The sequence below is a fragment of the Azospirillum melinis genome, from assembly GCF_013340935.1.
Taxonomy (GTDB): domain Bacteria; phylum Pseudomonadota; class Alphaproteobacteria; order Azospirillales; family Azospirillaceae; genus Azospirillum; species Azospirillum melinis.
Map to the genome: position 1 here is coordinate 41053 of NZ_WHOS01000044.1, position 21327 is coordinate 62379.

17 protein-coding genes and 1 rRNA gene are annotated in these 21327 nt (G+C 67.8%); 17 read left to right on the forward strand and 1 reads right to left on the reverse strand.

From position 1 onward, the window contains the following. Nucleotides 1–71: 71 nt before the first annotated feature. The 11 genes from GBZ48_RS25795 to GBZ48_RS25845 all read left to right on the forward strand — a co-directional run bounded on the left by GBZ48_RS25795 (nucleotide 72) and on the right by GBZ48_RS25845 (nucleotide 13789). On the forward strand, nucleotides 72–746 hold the full coding sequence (locus GBZ48_RS25795) for a response regulator transcription factor (protein WP_174473635.1): 675 nt from the start codon (nucleotides 72–74) through the stop codon (nucleotides 744–746). Continuing rightward, on the forward strand, nucleotides 736–3267 hold the full coding sequence (locus tag GBZ48_RS25800) for a sensor histidine kinase (RefSeq protein ID WP_174473636.1): 2532 nt from the start codon (nucleotides 736–738) through the stop codon (nucleotides 3265–3267). The genes GBZ48_RS25795 and GBZ48_RS25800 overlap by 11 nt, the downstream gene beginning before the upstream one ends. Before the next feature lie 125 nt (nucleotides 3268–3392). Continuing rightward, nucleotides 3393–5693 carry an NADP-dependent malic enzyme gene (locus GBZ48_RS25805; protein WP_174473637.1) on the forward strand — a complete coding sequence of 767 codons (2301 nt, stop codon included), beginning with the start codon at nucleotides 3393–3395 and terminating at the stop codon, nucleotides 5691–5693. 393 nt (nucleotides 5694–6086) lie between these two features. Then, entirely contained in the window at nucleotides 6087–7205 is a 1119-nt protein-coding gene (gene citC, locus GBZ48_RS25810; RefSeq protein ID WP_174473638.1) for a [citrate (pro-3S)-lyase] ligase, read from the forward strand. Nucleotides 7206–7264: 59 nt separating this feature from the next. Beyond that, on the forward strand, nucleotides 7265–7561 hold the full coding sequence (citD, locus tag GBZ48_RS25815) for a citrate lyase acyl carrier protein (protein WP_174473639.1): 297 nt from the start codon (nucleotides 7265–7267) through the stop codon (nucleotides 7559–7561). Then, nucleotides 7558–8430 (forward strand): citrate (pro-3S)-lyase subunit beta, encoded by an 873-nt coding sequence (gene citE / locus GBZ48_RS25820; protein WP_174473640.1) that lies wholly within the window; start codon nucleotides 7558–7560, stop codon nucleotides 8428–8430. Before citD ends, citE begins: the two co-directional genes overlap by 4 nt. 16 nt (nucleotides 8431–8446) lie before the next feature. Further along, nucleotides 8447–9949: a citrate lyase subunit alpha gene (gene citF / locus GBZ48_RS25825; RefSeq protein WP_174473641.1), complete on the forward strand. Its 1503-nt coding sequence runs from the start codon at nucleotides 8447–8449 to the stop codon at nucleotides 9947–9949. A gap of 20 nt (nucleotides 9950–9969) precedes the next feature. Next, nucleotides 9970–10491 carry a citrate lyase holo-[acyl-carrier protein] synthase gene (gene citX / locus GBZ48_RS25830; protein ID WP_246307453.1) on the forward strand — a complete coding sequence of 174 codons (522 nt, stop codon included), beginning with the start codon at nucleotides 9970–9972 and terminating at the stop codon, nucleotides 10489–10491. Then, nucleotides 10472–11416 (forward strand): triphosphoribosyl-dephospho-CoA synthase CitG, encoded by a 945-nt coding sequence (citG, locus tag GBZ48_RS25835; RefSeq protein ID WP_174473643.1) that lies wholly within the window; start codon nucleotides 10472–10474, stop codon nucleotides 11414–11416. Before citX ends, citG begins: the two co-directional genes overlap by 20 nt. 44 nt (nucleotides 11417–11460) lie before the next feature. Beyond that, the gene (locus GBZ48_RS25840; protein WP_174473644.1) at nucleotides 11461–12054 is read left to right on the forward strand and encodes an RBBP9/YdeN family alpha/beta hydrolase; all 594 of its coding nucleotides are present in this window, start codon (nucleotides 11461–11463) and stop codon (nucleotides 12052–12054) included. A gap of 373 nt (nucleotides 12055–12427) precedes the next feature. Continuing rightward, entirely contained in the window at nucleotides 12428–13789 is a 1362-nt protein-coding gene (locus tag GBZ48_RS25845; RefSeq protein WP_211105893.1) for a 2-hydroxycarboxylate transporter family protein, read from the forward strand. A 132-nt stretch (nucleotides 13790–13921) separates the two neighbouring features. On the opposite strand, the gene GBZ48_RS25850 is transcribed toward GBZ48_RS25845, so the two are convergent. Beyond that, nucleotides 13922–15349, reverse strand: a complete 1428-nt coding sequence (locus GBZ48_RS25850) for a sigma-54 interaction domain-containing protein (protein ID WP_174473645.1) — start codon at nucleotides 15347–15349, stop codon at nucleotides 13922–13924. A 297-nt stretch (nucleotides 15350–15646) separates the two neighbouring features. Between GBZ48_RS25850 and GBZ48_RS25855 the strand changes: the two genes are divergently transcribed. From GBZ48_RS25855 to GBZ48_RS25880, 6 genes are all read left to right on the forward strand, one after another. Further along, nucleotides 15647–16558, forward strand: coding sequence for a 3-hydroxyacyl-CoA dehydrogenase family protein (locus GBZ48_RS25855; RefSeq protein WP_174473646.1), 912 nt, complete (start codon nucleotides 15647–15649; stop codon nucleotides 16556–16558). 80 nt (nucleotides 16559–16638) lie between these two features. Next, nucleotides 16639–17577, forward strand: a complete 939-nt coding sequence (gene kce / locus GBZ48_RS25860) for a 3,5-dioxohexanoate:acetyl-CoA acetone transferase (RefSeq protein WP_109451048.1) — start codon at nucleotides 16639–16641, stop codon at nucleotides 17575–17577. Nucleotides 17578–17609: 32 nt separating this feature from the next. Continuing rightward, a complete protein-coding gene (locus GBZ48_RS25865; protein ID WP_174473647.1) occupies nucleotides 17610–18389 on the forward strand; it encodes a 3-hydroxybutyrate dehydrogenase in 780 nt (259 codons plus the stop codon). Between the two features lie 86 nt (nucleotides 18390–18475). Then, nucleotides 18476–19690, forward strand: a complete 1215-nt coding sequence (locus GBZ48_RS25870) for an ABC transporter substrate-binding protein (RefSeq protein ID WP_174473648.1) — start codon at nucleotides 18476–18478, stop codon at nucleotides 19688–19690. Between the two features lie 202 nt (nucleotides 19691–19892). Continuing rightward, nucleotides 19893–20720 (forward strand): tellurite resistance TerB family protein, encoded by an 828-nt coding sequence (locus GBZ48_RS25875; protein ID WP_174473649.1) that lies wholly within the window; start codon nucleotides 19893–19895, stop codon nucleotides 20718–20720. 487 nt (nucleotides 20721–21207) lie between these two features. Beyond that, nucleotides 21208–21327, forward strand: a 16S ribosomal RNA gene (locus GBZ48_RS25880); the annotation flags it as partial.

Below are 21327 nucleotides of genomic sequence, written 5' to 3' on the forward strand. Positions count from 1 at the left end.
ACGGTGTCGCGAGGAGCGGTTCCCCCGTGGACGCAGCGGCACGGCCGGTTCTGTCGACGGAGGCTGGTAACATGCGCATATTGGTGGTCGAGGACACCGAGGATCTCGCCGACGCGATCATCCAGCGCCTGCGCAAGCATGGCTACGCCATCGATTGGGCCGCCGACGGCTATCAGGCGGAGGAGCTGCTGGCGGGCGAGACCTATCAGCTCGTCATCCTCGACCTGATGCTGCCCGGCCCGGACGGGCAGACGCTGCTGCGCCAGCTGCGCCGCAAGGGCGACCAGACGCCGGTCCTGGTGGTCACCGCCCGGTCGCGCGTCGACACCAAGGTCGATGCGCTCGACCTCGGCGCCGACGATTACGTCGTCAAGCCCTTCGATTTCCGCGAGCTGGAGGCGCGCTGCCGCGCCCTGCTGCGCCGCCATCACGGCATCGCCGCCTCTGAACAGGTCTTCGGCAACATGGTTTTCGACACCGCCACCAAGAAGGTGACGGTCGAGGCCCAGACGGTGGATCTGAGCGCGCGGGAATTCCGCCTGCTGGAGCTGTTCCTGTCGAACCTGAACCGGGTGATGGCCAAGGACACGCTGATCGACCGGCTGTGCAGCCTGGACCAGCCGGTGGCGCCCAACGCCATCGAGCTGTACGTCTCGCGTCTCCGCCGCAAGCTGGAGCGCGCGTCGGTCGTCATCCGCACCGTGCATGGTCAGGGCTATGTCGCGGAACGGCAAGATGCCCCCTGACGGCCGGACCGCGGGGTCGCTGCAACGGCGGCTGATGGTGCGGCTGGTGCTTGTGCTGGCGCTGGTCGCCGGCTGCCTGTTCCTGCTGATCCGCAGCGATGCGCGGCGCGCCGCCGACGGCGCCTACGACCAGCTTCTCCTCGCCTCCGCGCTCGCCATCGCCGATGCCGTGCGGGTGGAGGAGGGGGCCGTGGTGGTCGATCTTCCCTATTCCTCGCTCGGCATCCTCGCCATGGCGCAGCGCGACCGCGCCTTCTACAAGGTGCTGGACACCGACGGCAGCCCGGTCATCGGCTATCGCGATCTGCCCGGCGCCGTGCGGCAGGACGATGTCGCCAGCTTCACCGACACCGTCTATCGCGGGGAGCCGGTGCGCGTCGTCGCCCTGGGCCATCTGATCGTCCAGGCGCGGCGGACCAACTGGGTGACCATCGTCGTCGCCCAGACGCGGGAGGAGCGCGACACGCTGGCCCGCGGGTTCTTCATGAACTCCTTCCTGCCGGTGATGCTGATGATGCTGGTCAGCATCGGGCTGGTGTGGTTCGGCGTGCGGCAGGCGCTGGCGCCGCTGGGGTTTCTGGAGCGGCTGATCCATGGCCGCCGGCCCAACGATTTCAGCGCCATCGACGTGCCGGCTCCGGCGGAGGTGCGCCAGCTTCTGGGCGCCATCAACAGTCTGATGGCGCGGCTGCACGGCAATCTGGAATCGACCAAGACCTTCCTGGCCGACATGGCGCACCAGATCCGGACGCCGCTGGCCGCACTCCGCTCGCAGTCGGAACTGGCGTCGGAGGAAACCGATCCCGCCCGGCTCCAGCGCATCGTCGGCCGCATCCACCGCAACGCCGTCGAGGCGAGCGAACTGACGACCCAGTTGCTCAGCCATGCCATGGTCGTCCACCGCAGCGAGGCGCTGCACCCCGATTTCGTCGATCTGACGGTGCTGGCCCGGCAGGTGGTGCAGCGGGCCTCCGCCATCGCCGAGGACACCACGCTCCGCGTCGAGCAGGAGGGCGCGGACAACATCGCCGTCTGCGGCGACGGGGTGATCCTGCGCGAGGCGCTGGTCAATCTGGTGGACAACGCCATCAAATATGGCGGCGACGCCGGGGCGGTGGTGGTCCGGCTGTGCCCCGCCAACGGCGAGGGCGGCCCGGTGGTCGAGGTCGCCGACCGCGGCCCCGGTGTTCCCGACGACGAGAAACCCAAGGTGTTGAGCCGGTTCGGCCGCGGCAGTTCGGCGGCGGGGACGGTGGGCAGCGGGCTGGGGCTCGCCATCGTCGCCGCGGTCGCCGACGGGCATGGCGCGTCCTTCTCGCTGATCGACCGCCCCGGCGGCGGGCTGATCGCCCGGATGGTGTTCCCGCTCGACCATCGCTGCCACGCCTGCCGGATAGGAGAAGGGGCGGAAGGCCGGGAAGGGCATGGCGGCACGGGGCAAACGGCGGGAAAGGCGGAGCGCCTCTGGCTGCCGTCGCTGATCCTGCTGCTGTCGATCCTGCTGCTCTGGCCGGGGGAGAGTTTCGCCAAGCGCACCCTCTATGCGGCGGAGGGAGCCAGCACCGCGACGCTCGTCATCGCCTCCACCACCGACCGGCCGGTGATGGAGGGGTTGATCCAGGATTTCCAGCACCGCCATCCCGGCATCGCCATCCAGTATGACGAGATGACGGCGGTCGAGCTTTACGACGGCATCGTCACTCCCGGCGAACGGCTGCCCGATCTGGTCATCAGCTCCTCGGCCGACCTGCAGGTGAAGCTGGTCAATGACGGCTACATGCAGCGTCATCTGTCGCCGGCAACGGCGGTGCTGCCGCGCTGGGCGAACTGGCGGGACGAGGCGTTCAGCTTCGCCCAGGAACCGGCGGTCATCGTCTACAACCGCGACCGGGTGCCGGAGGCCGACGTGCCGCGCACCCGCGACGACCTGATCCGGCTGATCCGCGAGAAGGACGTTTACGATGGCCGCATCGTCACCTACGACATCGCCCAGAGCGGCATCGGCTTCCTGCTCGCCACCCAGGATTCGGTGCTGAACAGCCAGTTCTGGCAACTGGTGGACGCGATGGCCGACCGGCACATGGACCAGCGCTGCTGCACCGGCGAGATGCTGGACCAGATCGAGCGCGGCGAGCGGCTGATCGGCTACAATCTGCTGGGATCCTACGCGCGGGCACGGCAGCTGGCGGGGGCGCCCATCGGCATCGTGCTGCCCAGCGACTACACGCTGGTCACCTCCCGCGTCGCCTCCATCCCCAAGGGGGCGGCGCTCGCCGGGCTGGGCGGCCTGTTCATCGACTATCTGCTGTCGCAGGAGGGGCAGACCCGGATCGCCAACAGGACGCCTTTCTACGCCATCTCACCCAGTGTGGACGGACCCTTCTCGGCGGCGCATCTGCTGGCGGAGCTGAACGGTCCGCTCCAGCACACCACGCTCAATCCCGGCCTCCTCGTCTTTCTCGACGACAGCAAGCGCGCCCGCTTCCTGCGACAATGGCGCATGATGACCAACAGGTACTGACAGGCTTCTGACAGATATCGCGCCTATAACCCCAAGACTTCGTCAAAAAGCGGACAGGCAAGCCGCAGAAATGCGGCCTTCGGCATCGACATGCGTCCGCGGGACAATCAATATTGGGGAATGCCATGTCGGGCGATCTGAAGGAGCGCGCACTCGATTACCATCGCCTCGGGAAACCGGGCAAGCTGGCGATCGTGCCCACCAAGCCGATGATGACGCAGCGCGATCTGGCGCTGGCCTATTCGCCGGGTGTGGCCTTCGCCTGCACCGACATCGTCGCCGATCCGGCCAACGCGGCGGAGGTGACGGCGCGCGGCAATCTGGTGGCGGTGATCTCCAACGGCACCGCGGTGCTGGGGCTGGGCGACATCGGCCCGCTGGCCGCCAAGCCGGTGATGGAGGGCAAGGCCGTCCTGTTCAAGAAATTCGCGGATATCGACGTCTTCGACATCGAGCTGGACGAGAAGGACGTCGATGCGCTGGTCGACACCATCGCCCGGCTGGAACCGACCTTCGGCGCCATCAACCTTGAGGACATCGGCGCCCCCGCCTGCTTCGAGGTCGAACGTCGGCTGAAGGAACAGATGAAGATTCCGGTCTTCCACGACGACCAGCATGGCACCGCCATCGTCGTCGCGGCGGCCGTCTACAACGCCCTGCAGGTGGTCGGCAAGCGCTTCGAGGATGTGCGCATCGTCTCCACCGGCGGCGGGGCGGCGGGCATCGCCTGCCTCGACCTGCTGGTCGGCATGGGGGTGAAGCGCGCCAACATCGTGCTGGTCGACCGCGAGGGCGTGGTCTATCAGGGCCGCAATGCCGGCATGAATCCCTACAAGGATCGCTACGCCACGGCAGGATCCGTGCGCAGCCTGGACGAGGCGATGGTCGGCGCCGACATCTTCCTCGGCCTGTCGGGGCCGGCGGTGCTGACCGGCGCGATGGTCAAGGTGATGGCGGCGAAGCCGCTGATCCTGGCGCTGGCCAACCCCGATCCGGAGATCACGCCGGAGGAGGCGCGCGCCGCCCGCCCGGACGCGATCATCGCCACCGGCCGCTCCGACTATCCCAATCAGGTCAACAACGTCCTGTGCTTCCCCTTCATCTTCCGCGGCGCGCTGGATGTCGGGGCGACCACCATCAACGAGGCGATGAAGATCGCCTGCGTCAAGGCCATCGCCGACATGGCGCGGATCGAGGCCTCCGACGTGGTGGCCGCCGCCTATACCGGCGAGCAGCTGCGCTTCGGTCCCGACTATATCCTGCCAAAGCCCTTCGACCCGCGCCTGATCGTCGATGTGGCGTCGGCCGTCGCCCAGGCGGCGATGGAGAGCGGCGTCGCCACCCGGCCGATTGCCGATCTGCGCGCCTACCGCGAGCGGCTCGGGCAATATGTCTTCCGCTCCGGCCTCGTGATGAAGCCGGTGTTCCACAAGGCGGCCCAGGCGCCCAAGCGCGTCGTCTATGCCGAGGGCGACGATGAGCGCGTGCTGCGCGCCGCCCAGGTGGCGGTGGACGAGGGCATCGCCCGGCCGATCCTGCTCGGCCGTGACGAGGTGGTGGCGCGGCGGATCGAACAGCTCGGGCTGCGGCTGGTCCCCGGCCGCGACGTCACGGTGGTCGATCCGGTGCGCGACCCGCGCTGTCATGAGTATGCCGACGTCTACCGGCAGGCGATGGGCCGGCGCGGCGTGTCGCCGACTTTCGCCGCCACCATGGTGCGGGCCGACGCCACCGTCTTCGCCAGCCTGATGGTGCGGCGTGGGGCGGCCGACGCCATGGTCTGCGGCACCGCCGGACGCTATGCCGAGCATCACCGCCATGTCCGCGACCTGCTGGGCCGCCGCGGCGACGCGCCGGTTTCCGCCGCGATGACGCTGCTGATCCTGGGCAAGGGCACTTATTTCCTGACCGACACCCATGTCAACCCCGACCCGAGCGCCGAAGAGATCGCCGAGATCGCCGTGCTGGCGGCGGAGAAGGTCCGCCATTTCGGCATCGAGCCGAAGGTGGCGCTGCTCTCCCATTCGAATTTCGGCAGTTCGGACTCGCCGTCGGCGCTGAAGATGCGGGCGGCCTGCGACCTGCTGCGCCGGCGGGCGCCGGAGCTGGAGGCGGATGGCGAGATGCAGGCGGGTGCGGCGCTGTGCGAAGCGGTGCGCGACGCTGCCCTGCCCAACGGCCGGCTGCGCGGGCAGGCCAACCTGCTGGTGATGCCGACGCTGGACGCCGCCAACATCGCCTTGGAGATGCTGAAGGTGCTGAGCGACGGCCTGTCGGTCGGCCCGATCCTGCTGGGAGTCAGCGCCCCGGCGCACATCGTGACGCCGGAGATCACCACCCGCGGCATCGTCAACGTCACCGCGCTGGCCGTCGTCGACGCCCAGATCGACACCACCCCGGTTCCGCTGCGCCAGGCCGCGGAATAAGGGGAATCACATTCGGCGGTAGTTGCCCTCTCCCGTCCCGGGAGAGGGAGGGGACCCGCGCCGCAGGCGTGGGGAGGGTGAGGGGCAAGGCAAGAGTCCAGAAGCGCATGGTTCCTTGTGCTACCCCTCACCCTTCCCATGGCGATGCCATGGGCCCCTTCCCTCTCCTGGGGCGGGAGAGGGAGTCGAATGCGATCGTGCTGGAAGCAATGAGCCGCGACAAAATGGACCATCAGGGGAACCGGGCCTGACAGTGATTTGACAGAAGTCCGGTCCACACTGGGTCATATCGGACGCCCGCAAGGCGTCGTTACCCGGCGCGGGGGAAGGGAGTGCCCGACCCACACAAGACCGCGACCACCCTATCGGAAGCTCCAGAAGGAGCATGACTCCGTGACTGACGAACTCGACTTCTACGCCGTCGATCCGGCGACCAGCGCCAGGGAGCGCCGGGACATCAGAGCGCTCCTGGGCCGCTGCGGCCTGGATTACGAGGAGCACATCCAGGTCTTCGTGGTCTGCCGCGACGCCGGCCGGCTGGTGGCCTGCGCCGGGCTGGAAAGCAACATCGTCAAATGCTGCGCCATCGACCCGGATCTGCGCGGCGGATCGCTGAGCCTGACCCTGCTGAGCGAGGTGGTCCATCTCGCCTATGAGCGCGGCCACTCGCACCTGTTCCTCTACACCCGGCCGGAAAATGTCTCCTTCTTCCAGGGCTGCGGCTTCTATGCGCTGGCCGAGGTGCCGGGCTACGTCACGCTGATGGAGAACACGCCGGTCGGCATCCGCGCCTATTGCGACCGGCTGCGCGCCCAGCGTCCGCGAGGCCTGCGGCCGGATGCCCGGATCGGCGGCGTCGTCATCAACGCCAACCCCTTCACGCTGGGCCACCAGTATCTGGTGAAGCTGGCGGCGGCGCAGTGCGACTGGCTGCACCTGTTCGTGGTCAGCGAGGACGTCTCCTTCGTTTCCTACCGCGACCGCTTCGCGCTGGTCGAACAGGGGGTGCGCGGGATCGAGCGGCTGACCCTGCACCACGGCTCGCAATACATGGTCTCGCGCGCCACCTTCCCCGACTATTTCTTCAAGGAGAAGGGGGTCGTCGGCGATTGCTGCACGGCGATCGACCTGCTGCTGTTCCGCAACCACATCGCGCCGGCGCTCGGCATCACCCACCGCTTCGTCGGCACCGAGCCCTTCTGCGAAACCACGCGCAAATACAACGCCGACATGAAGTTCTGGCTGCAGGGGGCCGGCAGCACGGCCCCGGCGGTGACGGTGATCGAGGAGGCGCGCACCCGGTCGGGCGGCACGCCGATCTCGGCGTCGGAGGTGCGGCGCCTTCTGCGCAGCCGCGACCTCGACCGCATCCGCGCCCTGGTGCCGGCGCCGACCTTCGAGCTGCTGCGCGAGAAATACCTGTCGAAAATCCTGCCGTTCGCCCCCGACCCGCTGGGTCACGGCGGCGAGCCCGACGCGCCGGCGCGCCGGGCCGTGGCGGCCGGCATCTGAACCGGCCCGGCGGCGCGACGCTTGGTGCGTCCGCCGCCGGGTCCTCTGGAGTGGGACCGATGAAGATCGTGAAGGAGGCCCTGGCGGGCACGCTCGAATCGAGCGACCTGCTGGTCAAGGTATCGCCCGGCTCGGGCACCGGGCTGGAAGTCGTCATCAGCAGCGAGGTCATGCAGCAGTTCGGTCTCCAGATCGACCGCGTCGTGCGCGACACGCTGGCCCGGCTCGGCGTCACCGCCGGGCTGGTGGTGGTCGAGGACAAGGGCGCGCTCGACTGCGCCATCCAGGCCCGCGTCCAGACGGCGGTGATGCGCGGGGCCGAGGCCCAAACCATCGACTGGAGTGCGCTGTCATGAAGCTCCGCCGCAGCATGCTTTTCCTGCCCGGCGCCAACGCCGCGATGCTCAGCACCGCGTTCGTCTACAAGCCGGACTCGATCATGTTCGACCTGGAGGACGCGGTCTCGCTGCGCGAGAAGGATTCCGCCCGCCTGCTGGTCTTCCATGCCCTGCAACTGCCGGTTTACCGCGAGACCGAGACGGTGGTGCGCATCAACCCGCTCAACACGCCCTTCGGCCATCTCGACCTGGAGGCGGCGGTGCGGGCCGGCGTCGATGTCGTCCGCCTGCCCAAGACCGACTGCGCCGAGGATGTCGAGCTGCTGGAGCGCGAGGTCGAGCGCATCGAGCGCGCCTGCGGCCGCGAGGTCGGATCGACCAAACTGATGGCGGCCATCGAAAGCGCCAGCGGCGTCATCAACGCGCTGTCCATCGCCAAGGCGTCGCCGCGGCTGACCGGCATCGCGCTGGCCGGCTTCGACTATGTCATGGACATGCAGACCGAGCGCGGCGACGGCACCGAGCTGTTCTATGCCCGCTGCGCCGTGCTGCACGCCGCCCGCGCCGCCAAGATCGACGCCTTCGACGTGGTGTGGTCCGACCTGAACGACGAGGCCGGCTTCTTGAAGGAGGTCGACCTGATCAAGCGGCTGGGCTTCAACGGCAAGTCGCTGATCAACCCACGCCAGATCGAGCTTCTGCACAACGCCTACGCCCCGACCGAGGAAGAGGTCGAATATGCCGGCCGCGTCGTCGCCGCGGCGGCGGAGGGCGAGCGCAAGGGGCTGGGCGTCGTCTCGCTCAACGGAAAGATGATCGACGGTCCCGTCATCGACCACGCGCGCCGTGTGCTGCAGCGGGCCGAGGCGTCGGGAACCCGCAAGTGAACTGGAGTGCTCTGCCGTGACCGACCTTGCTTTCGACCTGCTGGACCGGTTGCCCCGCTTCGACGGGTTCGCCAGCCGGACCCCCCATCTGAAGGACCCGGAGCTGAAGCGCTCCCGCAAGGTCTGCCCGTCGCTGGAGGACGCCATCCGGCGTTCCGGCCTGAAGGACGGGATGACCATCTCCTTCCATCATGCCTTCCGCGAAGGCGACAAGACGATCAACACCGTGGTCGATCTGCTGGCCCGCCTGGGCTTCAGGGACCTGACGCTGGCGCCGTCGTCGCTGCTCAGCTGCAACGCGCCGCTGATCGAGCATATCCGCAACGGCGTCATCAGCCGCATCTACACGTCGGGCATGCGCGGCAAGCTGGCCGAGGCGATCAGCCACGGGCTGATGGCGCATCCTGTCAACATCCACTCCCACGGCGGGCGGGTGAAGCTGATCCAGGACGGCGAGCTTAACATCGACGTCGCCTTCCTCGGCGTCTCGACCGCCGATTGTTTCGGCAACGCCAACGGCATCAGCGGCCGCTCGCGCTGCGGCTCGCTCGGCTACGCCAAGGTGGACGCCCGCCATGCCGGCACGGTGATTCTGCTGGCCGAGGAGATCGTGCCCTTCCCCAACGCGCCGGCCAGCCTGTCGCAGGACGAGGTCGATTATGTGGTGAAGGTCGAGCAGATCGGCGACCCGTCGAAGATCAGCGTCGGTGCCGCCCGCATCACCACCAACCCGCGCGAGCTGCTGATCGCCCGGCTGTCGGCCGAGGTGATGGTGCATTCCGGCTATTTCGAGCAGGGCTTCTCGATGCAGACCGGCTCGGGCGCGTCGGCCACGGCGACGACCCGTTTCCTCGAAGGCTACATGCGCAAGACGGGGATCACCGCCGGCTTCGCGCTGGGTGGCATCACCGGCGGCATCGTGGATCTTCATAAGAAGGGCCTGATCGAACGGGTGATCGACACCCAGAGCTTCGACGGCGACGCGGCGGAATCGCTGCGCACCTCGCCCAACCACATCGAGATCTCGACCAACGAATATGCCAATGCCGGCTCGAAGGGCGCCTATGTCGACCAGATGGATCTGGTGATCCTGAGCGCCCTGGAGATCGACCTCGATTTCAACGTCAACGTCATCACCGGGTCCGACGGGGTGATGCGCGGGGCGTCGGGCGGGCATTCCGACGTGGCGGCGGCGGCCAACCTGTCCATCGTGGTGGCGCCGCTGATCCGCAGCCGCATCCCGACCGTGGTGCGCCGCTGCACCACGGTGGTGACTCCGGGCGAGTGCATCGGCGTGCTGGTGACCGACCACGGCATCGCCGTCAACCCGCGCCGCCCGGAGATCGTCCAGCGGCTGAAGGCCGCCGGCCTGCCGGTGATGACCATCGAGGCGTTGCAGCAGCGTGCGGAATCCCTGACCGGCGAGCCGCGGCCCATCGAGTTCCTCGACAAGGTGGTCGGGATCGTCCGCTACCGCGACGGCAGCGTGATCGACATCGTCCGTCAGGTGAAGGGCTGACGATTATGGACGGGATGGCCATGGACGGGATGGCCGTCTCGCTGGCCGACATGCTGGAGGCGCGCGACCGCCGGGCCGAGCGGCAGCAGGCGCTGTTCGCCCGCCATGGCCTGCCGCTGCTGTCGGTGACGCTGGTGACGCCGGGGCCGGTCAAGGTGACGGCGACCAGCCGTTTCGTGATGGAGACGGCGGCCGGCGAGCTGGACCGGCTGTTCCGCCGCACCGGCTGGCCGGTGCCGGCCCGTCTGCCGGTGCGGGAGCCGACCGGGCTGGAGGCGCTCTATGCCGTCGATACCGAGGCCCGCGTGCTGAAATGGGCGGCAGCGACCCTGGAGGACGACCATCCGCTGGGCCGGCTGTGGGATCTGGACGTGCTGTGTCCGGTGCAGGGCGGCCTGTCGCGCAGCGCGCTGGGGCTGGCGCCGCGGCGCTGTCTGGTGTGCGGGGAGCCGGCCCATGGCTGCGCCCGCTCGCGCCGCCATCCGCTGGACGAGCTTCTGGCGGCCATCGAGGAGAGGGTGAATGCCTATCGCACCCGTTGAAGACCGGGTCGGGATTGCCGAAGGGTCGCTTGTGGACCCTGGCCTTGGCGGAAGGGAAGGCGAGCGCTCGCTCGGTTTCGCCCTTGCGCATCTGGCCCACCGCTCGCTGCTGCGCGAGCTGCTGCTGACGCCGAAGCCGGGTCTGGTGGACCGCCGCAATTGCGGCTCTCACCGCGACATGGATTTGTCGAGCTTCCTGGCGTCGGCCCGCGCCATCGCCCCGTGGTTCCGCCGGTTCTTCGAGCGCGGGCTGGAGGGTTGCGCCGTGCCGGCCGATCTGTTCCTGGCGGGGATCCGCGCCGACGGCATGGCCTGCGAGAGGGTCATGTTGCATGCCACCGGCGGGGTCAACACCCACAAGGGCAGCATCTTCGCCTTCGGCCTGCTCTGCGCCGCCGCCGGCAGGCTGGCGGGGCAGGGGCGGGCGCTGCGCCGCGAGCCGCTGTGCGCGGAGGTGGCGGCGATCTGCGCTGAGGTGGTCGGGGAACTGCGGCGGCCGGGGGAGGCCGGTACGGCGGGCGAGCATCTTTACCGCCGCCACGGCCTGACCGGAGCGCGCGGCGAGGCGGCCTCCGGCTTCGCCACCGTGCGGAACCATGCCCTGCCGGCCTTCGAGCGGCTGCGCCCCCACGGTCCGCGGATGGCGCTGCATGCGGCCCTTCTGGAACTGCTGGCCTTCAACCCCGACACCAATGTGGTGTCGCGCGGCGGACTGGCGGGGCTGGCCTTCCTCCAGGGCGAGGCGATGCGCCTGCGCCGGGACGGCGGGGTTGCCGCACCCGACTATCTGCACCGGCTGGCGGCGCTGGACGACGGGGCGATCCGCCGCAACCTCAGCCCCGGCGGCAGCGCCGACCTGCTGGCGGTGACGTGGTTCCTGGCCCACCTGCCGGCGACCACTCCTTACCGGGTGCCATGCCATTGACGGTTGCGGACAAGAGGGGGGCGGGCTGACGACCGCCGGGGCCGATGGAGTTCGATCACATGCGCGAGGTGGATGCGGCCCTGATGGAAGCGTCGACGCGCTACAGCTTCGTGCTGGTGCCGGGGCTCTATGACAGCGGCCCGGAGCATTGGCAGAGCTTCTGGCAGGCCCGCCACCCCTTCTGGCTGCGCATCGCCCAGAGCAACTGGAACGTCCCCGACATCGACCGCTGGGTCGGCGCCGTCCGCCGTCTGCTCGGCCAGCGGGCGCGTCCGGCCATCCTGGTCGGGCACAGCTTCGGGGCGCTGGCCTCCTGCTGTGTGGCCGGCGACCGCAGCCACGACATCGCCGGGCTGATGCTGGTCGCGCCTGCCGAGCCATCGCGTTTCGAGGCGGAGGAGCGGGTGCCGTCGCTGGCGCTCGGCGTGCCCGCCGTGGTGGTGGCGAGCCACAACGACCCGGTGATGCGCTTTCCGCGCGCCGTCCATTGGTCGGGCGTCTGGCAGGCCGATCTGGTCGATCTCGGCGAGGCCGGGCACATCAACGCGGAGGCCGGCTTCGGTCCCTGGCCCTACGGCCTCCGGATTCTGCATGCCCTGGTCGGCCATATCGAGGCCGCCCGCATCCAGGGCCAGTGAGTTGGGGCCAGTGAGTTTCTTCAAAATTTTCTTCGGCCTTCCCTGCGCTGACAGGCTTCTGACAGTTCCAAATGATAGAAGAACTCATTGGAGGTTTTGAGGGATAAGCGTCAGGAGATGGATGATTTCGGAACATATAGATGCGTTTTTTCTCGATTCAATATTGATGTTTTGTGTTCATCGGTAAGAAAAACGGCATTTTTGTCGTCCAATCGTCACGCCTTATTTTTTCACGATTGAATCGCAGCGCTGCGAAACGCTCTGCAGCGATTGTTTCCAGCCATCCAGCCCAGGACCGGACCCGGCAGCGTCCCGTCCCGTCATTGTCGACCGCTGCCGGAGCGCAAACAAAACCGAATGTCCGGAGGACACCATGCCCAGTGAAGTCTCCTTTGCCTCCATTCCGCTCGACGAGCCCGGCTCGTCCGCGTCCGCCGCCCGCCGGTCCTGGCGCGAGGTCTGGTGGGGGCTGCTCGACCAGCGTGTCGGCATCGTTCCGATCCCGGTGTTCGTGGTTCTGCTCGCGGTGTTCGCCGGGGCGGTCGCGACCGGATCGCTGACCCACGAGATCAACATGATGATCGCCGTGCTGGCGGTCTGCGGCTTCAGCTGTGGCGAGCTGGGCAAGCGCCTTCCGGTGTTCCGCCACATCGGCGCCGCGGCGATCTTCGCCACCTTCATCCCCTCCGCACTGGCCTATTATCAGGTGCTGCCGGCGCCGATGCTGAAGGCGGTGGTCGATTTCACCAAATTCACCAACTTCCTCTATCTGTTCATCGCCTGCATCATCGTCGGCAGTGTGCTCAGCATGAACCGCGACGCGCTGGTGAAGGGCTTCTTCAAGATCTTCGCGCCGCTCGCCAGCGGTGCCATCGCCGCCGCCTGCGTCGGCACGCTGGTCGGCAGCCTGCTCGGCCTCGATCCCAAGCACACCTTCTTCTTCATCGTCGTTCCGATCATGTCGGGCGGCGTCGGCGAGGGCGCCATCCCGCTGTCGATGGGCTATGCCGAGATCATGAACGGCAACCAGGGCGAGATCTTCGCGCAGGTGCTGCCGATGGTCATGCTGGGCAGCCTGATGGCGATCCTGATGTCGGGCCTGCTGAACTTCATCGGCAAGCGCATGCCGCAGCTGACCGGCAACGGCCAGCTCCAGCCCGGCGGCGCCGATTTCACCAGGACGACGGCCAGGAGCAGCGGTCCCGTCGATGCCAACACCGTCGCCGCGGCCGGGCTGTTCGCCGTCACCCTCTATCTGATGGGCGTCATGGCCCAGAAGATCGTCGGCCTGCCGGCCCCGGTGGCGATGCTGTTCATCGCCGTGCTGATCAAGGTGTTCCAGCTCGCTTCGCCGTCGCTGGAGGCCGGTGCCGGCGTCGTCTACAAGTTCTTCCAGGTCGCGGTCACCTATCCGCTGCTGTTCGCCATGGGTGTCGCGGTGACGCCGTGGGACAAGCTGATGTCCGCCTTCACCATCCAGAACCTGATCATCATCTTCTGCACGGTGGCGACGCACATGAGCGTCGGCTTCATCGTCGGCCGCATGGTCAAGATGTACCCGATCGAAACCGCGATCATCAATTCCTGCAACTGCGGCCAGGGCGGCACCGGCGACGTCGCCATCCTGACGGCGGCCAACCGGATGCAGCTGATGCCCTTTGCCCAGGTCGCGACCCGGATCGGCGGCGCCATCACCGTCACCCTGTCGCTGATCGCGATGGCGAAGCTGATGTGACCGCCGCAAACGGCCGTCGGTCCACTGCTTCCGGACGTCCCGCTTCACCAGAAGCGGGGCGTTCGCCGTCCAGGGGCACGGTGCGGCGTTCGCCGGAGGACGCAGCAACCCCGCTGACCGGCTCCGCCAACCTCAGTCGTCCGGCTGCACCGGAATGCCGTGCTTGCGCAGTTTCGCGTAGAGGTTGGTGCGCGACAGGCCGAGGCTGCGGGCGGCCTCCAGCTTGTTGCCCCGGCAGTCGGCAAGCGCCTCCAGGATCAGCGACCGTTCCAGATCGTCCATCGCCGCAGCCAGCGGGCGTCTTCCCTCCACCGCGGCGGGGCGGTCGAGCGGAGCGTCCGGCAGGATGTCGGCGAAGTCGTCGGCGAGGATGCGGTCGCCTTCGGTGCGCACATAGACCTGTTCGATGACATTGGCCAGTTCGCGGATGTTGCCGGGCCAGTCATGGCGCCGCAGCGCGTCGAGCGCCGAGGGCGTGAGGTCGCGCATCGGCTGGTCGAGGCTGAGCGCGACCTTCTCCGAAAAGAGCGAGGCGAGGATCTCCAGGTCGTCCCTGCGGTCGCGCAGTGCCGGCAGCTGGATCGGGAAGACGTTCAGCCGGTAATAGAGGTCCGGCCGGAAGGCGCCGCTGCGCACCATCTCGGCCAGCGGCCGGCTGGTCGCCGCGATGATGCGGACATCGACCTTGACCACCTGGTTGGAGCCCAGCGGCTCGACCTCGCGTTCCTGCAGGGCGCGCAGCAGCTTGGCCTGCAACGGCAGCGGCATGTCGCCGATCTCGTCGAGGAACAGCGTGCCGCCGTCGGCCAGCTGGAACTTGCCGGGGCGCGGCTGGCGGCCGGCGCCGGTGTAGGCGCCGGGGGCGACGCCGAAGAACTCCGCCTCCAGCAGGTTTTCCGGGATGGCGGCGGTGTTGACGCCGACGAAGGGGCGGTGGGCGCGGTCGGAGCAGGCATGGATCGACTGCGCCACCAACTCCTTGCCGGTGCCGGTCTCGCCCAGCAGCAGCACCGCCGAATTGATCTGGCCGGCCCGGCGCACCAACCGCTTGACCTGGAGCATCGCCGGGCTGAAGCCGATCAGGTTCTCGACCGTGTATTTCGACGCCCGGCTGGCCGCCAGTTCCTGCTCGACCCGGGTCAGCCGGGATTGCAGCTTGTTGAAGCGGTCGGCGATGGGGCGCAGATAGGTCAGGCTGTTCTTCAGGGCGAAGGCGAGCGCGCCGATGACCTCGCCGGTCTCGTCACGCAGCGGCAGGCGGCTGACCAGCAGCGTGTGTTCGCCATAGCGCATGATGTCGAGCGGCATCGACCGGCCGGTTTCCACCACCTCGCGCATCCGGCTGTGCGGGATGACGCGCTCCACCGGCTGGCCGATGGCGTCCTCCCGTGACTGGAGCCCCAGCTGCGCCATCAGCTTTTCAGTGAACCAGACATGCTTGTCGTTAGACCACACGATGCGGGCGTCGCGGTCGACCAGCAGGGCACCGTCGATCATCTCGTCGACCATCGCCATCAACGCGCACGCCGCCGCGAACTGTTCGCTTCGATCCGTTTGCATTCCCAGCCCTCCCTGATGCGGACTGTCAATATTGCGCACATTATCTGTCAGAAAAATGAACACGACGGAAGGGCTGATTTCCAGGGAAACCGGGCGTCCTGGCGGGCCGGGCTGTACGCGCTCGCAAACACCGGGCCAGCATGCTTGAGCAGGCTTTCAACAAAATCCTGACTTAACAGTCACTTGGCTTCCTGGCACAGCCATTGCTTACCAAGCGTTCCAAACAGTGTTCATAGCGAACAATCAGAGCAACGCTCAATGGGCGCCGGTCACGCGGGATGGGGGAATGCACAGACCATGACACACCAGCGCATCGCCATCATCGGCGCCGGGATGATGGGGCAGGGGATCGCGCAGGCCTTCGCCGCCGCCGGCCATCGCGTCGAGATTCAGGAACCCGATGCCGTTCGCCGGGCCGGCATTCTCGACCGCATCCGCCGGACCCTCGGTGACCTCGGTCAGGACACCGCCATCGCCGACCGTATCCGGCCGCACGAGACGCTGGAGGAGGCCGTGGCCGCCGCCGACATCGTCATCGAGGCGGTGCCGGAGGATCTCGCCCTCAAGCAGCGCATCCTGGCGGCGGCGGAAGCGGCGGCGCCGCCCCATGCGCTCCTCGCCAGCAACACGTCGGTCATCCCGATCACCCGGATCATGGAACCGCTGCACGACCGCACCCGCGCGCTCGGCACCCATTGGTGGAACCCGGCCCACCTGATCCCGCTGGTCGAGGTGGTGCGGACGCGTGACACCGCCGACGCGGCGGTCGCCGCGATAACCGGCCTGCTGAGGTCCATCGGCAAGCTGCCCGTGGAGGTCCGCAAGGATGTTCCCGGCTTCATCGGCAACCGCCTGCAGCATGCGCTGTGGCGCGAGGCCATCGCGCTGGTTCAGGACGGCGTGTGCGACGCCGAGACGGTCGACACCGTGGTCAAGGCCAGCTTCGGCCGGCGGCTCGCCGTGCTGGGGCCGCTGGAGAATGCCGATCTGGTCGGCACCGACCTGACGCTGGCAGTCCACGGCCATGTCCTGCCCGACCTCGACCGCACGCCGGGCCCGCAGCCCCTTCTCAGCGAACTGGTCGCCTCCGGGCGGCTCGGCATGAAGACCGGCGCCGGTTTCCGGGTCTGGAGCGAGGGGCAGCGGGAGGAGATTGCCGCCCGTCTCGCCGCCCATCTCCAGCGCCTCGATGAGCTTGAGCGCGGATAGCCGCCATCCGCCGAAAATCGCTGCCGAACATTCCGAACCATCCGGGCCTTCCCGCCCGGACCAGCACAGGAGGGCCTTGCATGGCCGCATCGAAGAAAAAGGTCATCATCAGCTGCGCGCTGACCGGATCGATCCACACCCCCACCATGTCGGACGCCCTGCCGGTCACGCCCGACGAGATCGTCGAACAGGGCGTCGGCGCGGCGGAGGCCGGGGCGGCGATCCTGCATCTGCACGCCCGCGATCCCCGCACCGGCCAGCCGACGCCCGACCCGGCGGTGTTCATGGAGTTCCTGCCGCGGCTGAAACAGTCCACCGATGCGGTGCTGAACATCACCACCGGCGGCTCGCTCAACATGACGGTGCAGGAACGCCTCGCCGCCCCGCTGCTGGCCAAGCCGGAGATGTGTTCGCTCAACATGGGGTCGATGAATTTCGGCATCTTCCCGCTGGCCGACCGCTACAAGAACTGGAAGCACGATTGGGAGGAGCCCTATCTTCGCAGCACCGACGACTTCATCTTCCGCAACACCTTCCGCGACATCGCCTATATCCTCGAACATCTCGGCGAGGGCTGCGGCACCCGCTTCGAATTCGAGTGCTACGATGTCGGGCATCTCTACAATCTCGCGCATTTCCTCGACCGCGGGCTGGTGAAGACGCCGCTCTTCATCCAGACCATCTTCGGGATTCTCGGCGGCATCGGGGCGGAGGAGCGCAACCTCGTCTTCATGCGCGAGACCGCCGACCGCCTGTTCGGCAAGGATTACGAATGGTCGGTGCTGGCCGCCGGCCGCCACCAGATCCCCTTCACCACCATGGCCGCGGTGATGGGCGGCAACGTCCGCGTCGGGCTGGAGGACAGCCTCTATCTCGCCAAGGGCCGGCTGGCCCGCAACAGTGCCGAGCAGGTGGCGAAGATCCGCCGCATCCTGGAGGAGCTGTCGCTGGAGGTCGCCACCCCGGAAGAGGCGCGCGCCATGCTCGACCTGAAGGGCGCCGATCAGGTGGCGTTCTGACGCGCAATCATCCGACCGAGGAACGAAGAGACATGCAGAACAGAATAGCCGTCGTTACCGGGTCCACCAGCGGCATCGGTCTGGCGACGGTGCGGGAGCTTGCCGGCCGCGGCTGCGACGTGATGGTCAACGGCTTCGGCGACCGCGCGGAGATCGACCGCGACTGTGCCGAGATCGCCGAGCGGACCGGCCGCCGGATCGTCTATTCCGCCGCCGACCTCAGCCGGCCGGAGGAGGTGCGCGCCATGATGGCCGACGCCGCCGACCGGCTGGGACCGGTCGACATCCTGGTGAACAATGCCGGTGTCCAGCATGTCGCGGCATTGGACGAGTTCCCCGACGACAAGTGGGACCTGCTGCTGGCGGTCAATCTCAGCGCCGCCTTCCATGCCATCAAGGCGGCGGTGCCGTCGATGCGGGAGCGGGGCTGGGGGCGCATCGTCAACACCGCCTCGGTGCTGGGCATGGTCGGCGCGCCGCACAAGCCGGCCTATGTCGCCGCCAAGCATGGCATCATCGGCCTGACCAAGTCGGTGTCGATCGAGCTGGCGCCCAACGGCATCACCTGCAATGCGATCTGCCCGGGAACGGTGCTGACCCCCATCATCGAGCGCCAGATCGCCCAGCAGGCGCAGGTCACCGGCCTCCCGGAGGATCAGGTGCTGCGGGCGGTGTTCCTGGAAAGAATGCCGACCGGCCGGCTGATCGCCCCGGAGGAGGTCGCGTCCGCCATCGCCTTCCTGTGTTCCGACGCCGCGGGGTCGATCACCGGAGCGGCCCTTCCCGTCGATGGCGGCTATACCACCCATTGATCCCCGCCTCCCGGCCGTCCAGCCGGGACGGGTGTCCGAAACAGCAAAACCAAAACACCAAGAACTGTCCAATTGGGGAGCGAACCATGCGTAAACCGCTTGTTGCCGGGCTTCTCGCCGGCACCGCCCTGGCTGTCCTGGCGTCCGGCGCCGCCCAGGCCCAGATGTCCGACAACGTCGTCAAGATCGGCATGCTGTCCGACCGCTCCGGCATCTACGCCGACATCAACGGCGAAGGCTCGGCGGTTGCGGCCCGGATGGCCGCCGAGGAATTCGGCAATGCCGTGAACGGCACGAAGATCGAGATCATCGTCGGCGACCACCAGAACAAGGCGGACATCGCCGCCAACCTGGCCCGCCAGTGGATCGACACCGAGAAGGTCGACGTCGTCGCCGACGTGCCCAACTCCGCCGCAGCATTGGCGGTGCAGGCGATCACGCGCGACAAGAAGCGGCTGTTCCTGATGTCCGGCCCCGGTTCGACCGACCTGACCGGCAAGGAATGCAGCCCCTACGGCTTCCAGTGGACCTGGGACAACCATGCCGTGGCCTCCGCCACCGCCCGCGCGCTGGTCGAGCAGGGCCGCAAGAACTGGTTCTTCATCACCGCCGACTACGCCTTCGGCCATTCGCTGGAAGCCGAGGCGGCCAACACGGTCAAGCAGCTGGGCGGCACCATCAAGGGCAGCGTGCGCCATCCGCTGGGGGCGTCCGACTTCTCCTCCTACCTGTTGCAGGCGCAGGCATCGGGGGCCGAGGTGGTCGCCTTCGCCAATGCCGGCGGCGACACCATCAACGGCGTCAAGCAGGCGGCCGAGTTCGGCATTCCCCAGGGCGGCCAGACGCTGGCGGGGCTGCTGCTGAACATCAACGATATCCAGGCGCTCGGGCTGGAGACCTCGCAGGGCCTGATGCTGGCGAATTCCTTCTACTGGGACATGACCGAGGAAACCCGGGGCTGGTCGAAGAAGTTCGAGGAGCGGACCGGCCGCAAGCCGTCGATGAACCAGGCCGGCGTCTATTCGTCGGTCCGCCATTACCTGAAGGCGGTGCAGGAACTGGGCACCGACGATCCCGACAAGGTGGCGGCCAGGATGCGCGCCATGCCGGTCACCGACATGATGATGAAGGAGGTGAAGATCGCCGCCAACGGCCGCGTCTTCGACGACATGTATCTGGCGCAGGTGAAGACGCCGGCAGAGTCGAAGTACGCCTGGGATTACTTCAAGATCCTGAAGACCGTTCCCGGCGCGCAGGCCTACGTCGACCCGAAGGACAGCGGCTGCCCGCTCGTCAAGTGACGCCCCGCATGTGATGCCCAGTCTGTGATGCCGGGGGCGCCGTCCGAACGGTTGCCCCCGGCCTTCCCGCCGCTTCTGCCCCGCCGCTCTTGCGGGTGATGCCGGTTTCAATGACCGGGACCGTCCCCATCTCTACGGCTCCCGGTCGCGGCTCCCGTCCGCAGCCGGGGCCTGTCATCCGCAGCCGGTAGGGAAGGGAACGATGAGCAACCTGAGCAAAGTCCTCGGCGTCATCCTGGCCAACGGGTTGGCCGGCCGCACCGGTCGCGGGCCGGCCTTCGCCGCCGCCATGCCCTTGCTCCTCGGCAAGAAGGGCAAAAAGAAGATGAAGGGCTATTACGGCCACGGCCATGGCATGCCCCATGTCCCGGCCGCCGGTTCGGGGTTGCTTCAGAAGGCAGGCCTCGCCTCGCTCGCCTATCTCGCCTACCGGGCTTATCAGGACAGCAAGGCACCCGCCACCTCCGGCCATCCGCCGTCTGGACCGGCTCCAACCTCGGCTCCGGCAGCGGGCGGACCGCTGGGAGGGCTTCTCGACCGGCTCGGTCTTGGCGGTGCGGCAGGGGGACCGATTGCCGGTTCCGGGGGCGGTACGCTCGGCAGTGTGCTGGGAGGGGCCGGCGCGGCCGGCGGTTTGGGCGACCGTCTGGCCGGGGTGCTGCGTGGCGGCCAGCCGGAACCCGATCTCGGCGACGCCAAGGCGCTGCTGCTGATCCGCGCGATGATCGCGGCGGCCAATGCCGACGGCCACATCTCGCCCGACGAGCAGCGGCGCATCCTCGACAGCCTCGACGCCGCCCAGGCCGAGCCGGAGGACCGGCGCATCGTCGAGGCCGAACTGCGGTCCCCGCGGCCGCTGGACCAGATCGTCCGCGACGTCCGCGATCCCGAGACGGCCGAGCAGGTCTATCTCGCGTCCGAACTGGCGGTGCGCGGTGGCAGTGAGGTCGACCGCCAGTATCTGGCCTACCTCGCCTCCCGCCTCGGCCTGACCAATGCCCGCCGCCGCGAACTGGACTCCATGGTCTGACCAACTGGGGTCTGACCGGCTGCCTTCAGACCGGCCTCGTGCGGTGCCCACCCGGCGCCGCAGTCCGGCCACAGGAGCAGGCCAAAATTTTTTGCCATCCGATGCAGAAAGTTCTTGCGCAGTCCGGGTTGGGCCGCATATAAGACGCCTCCCGACGCGAACGACGCCGGCGCCGCCGAAACGGCAGCGACCGACACGCGAACGGGAAGCCCGACAAACCGGCGCTTGACGGTCGAACCCCAGAGGTTCGCCGGAGCAGCGGTTTCTGCATCGGGCGGGTTCTTTGACAAGTTTATACCGTGTTGTGAGAAGGGATGCGCAGGCGGCGGCAGTTGGTAGCCGTTGCGGCCTTGGGGTGCTGGGTTCCTTTGGGGATCGGCACAATGAGGATCGTCTGTGCATCTTTTGAGCAGAGAAACTGTAACAGTATCGACGTTTCAGGAGATCGCCTAGGCGGTCCTGTCAGTCGTGGCTTCGGCTGCGATCTGAACCTGAGAGTTTGATCCTGGCTCAGAACGAACGCTGGCGGCATGCCTAACACATGCAAGTCGAACGAAGGCTTCGGCCTTAGTGGCGCACGGGTGAGTAACACGTGGGAACCTGCCTT

Excerpts from the sequence above, each read along its gene's own strand:
- citE (WP_174473640.1), top strand. The coding sequence starts at position 7,558 with ATGAAGCTCCGCCGCAGCATGCTTTTCCTGCCCGGCGCCAACGCCGCG.
- citX (WP_246307453.1), top strand. The coding sequence starts at position 9,970 with ATGGACGGGATGGCCGTCTCGCTGGCCGACATGCTGGAGGCGCGCGAC.
- GBZ48_RS25855 (WP_174473646.1), top strand. The coding sequence starts at position 15,647 with ATGACACACCAGCGCATCGCCATCATCGGCGCCGGGATGATGGGGCAG.
- GBZ48_RS25845 (WP_211105893.1), top strand. The coding sequence starts at position 12,428 with ATGCCCAGTGAAGTCTCCTTTGCCTCCATTCCGCTCGACGAGCCCGGC.
- GBZ48_RS25870 (WP_174473648.1), top strand. The coding sequence starts at position 18,476 with ATGCGTAAACCGCTTGTTGCCGGGCTTCTCGCCGGCACCGCCCTGGCT.
- GBZ48_RS25795 (WP_174473635.1), top strand. The coding sequence starts at position 72 with ATGCGCATATTGGTGGTCGAGGACACCGAGGATCTCGCCGACGCGATC.
- GBZ48_RS25850 (WP_174473645.1), bottom strand. The coding sequence starts at position 15,349 with ATGCAAACGGATCGAAGCGAACAGTTCGCGGCGGCGTGCGCGTTGATG.
- GBZ48_RS25805 (WP_174473637.1), top strand. The coding sequence starts at position 3,393 with ATGTCGGGCGATCTGAAGGAGCGCGCACTCGATTACCATCGCCTCGGG.
- GBZ48_RS25840 (WP_174473644.1), top strand. The coding sequence starts at position 11,461 with ATGGAGTTCGATCACATGCGCGAGGTGGATGCGGCCCTGATGGAAGCG.
- citD (WP_174473639.1), top strand. The coding sequence starts at position 7,265 with ATGAAGATCGTGAAGGAGGCCCTGGCGGGCACGCTCGAATCGAGCGAC.
- GBZ48_RS25800 (WP_174473636.1), top strand. The coding sequence starts at position 736 with ATGCCCCCTGACGGCCGGACCGCGGGGTCGCTGCAACGGCGGCTGATG.
- GBZ48_RS25865 (WP_174473647.1), top strand. The coding sequence starts at position 17,610 with ATGCAGAACAGAATAGCCGTCGTTACCGGGTCCACCAGCGGCATCGGT.
- GBZ48_RS25875 (WP_174473649.1), top strand. The coding sequence starts at position 19,893 with ATGAGCAACCTGAGCAAAGTCCTCGGCGTCATCCTGGCCAACGGGTTG.
- kce (WP_109451048.1), top strand. The coding sequence starts at position 16,639 with ATGGCCGCATCGAAGAAAAAGGTCATCATCAGCTGCGCGCTGACCGGA.
- citG (WP_174473643.1), top strand. The coding sequence starts at position 10,472 with ATGCCTATCGCACCCGTTGAAGACCGGGTCGGGATTGCCGAAGGGTCG.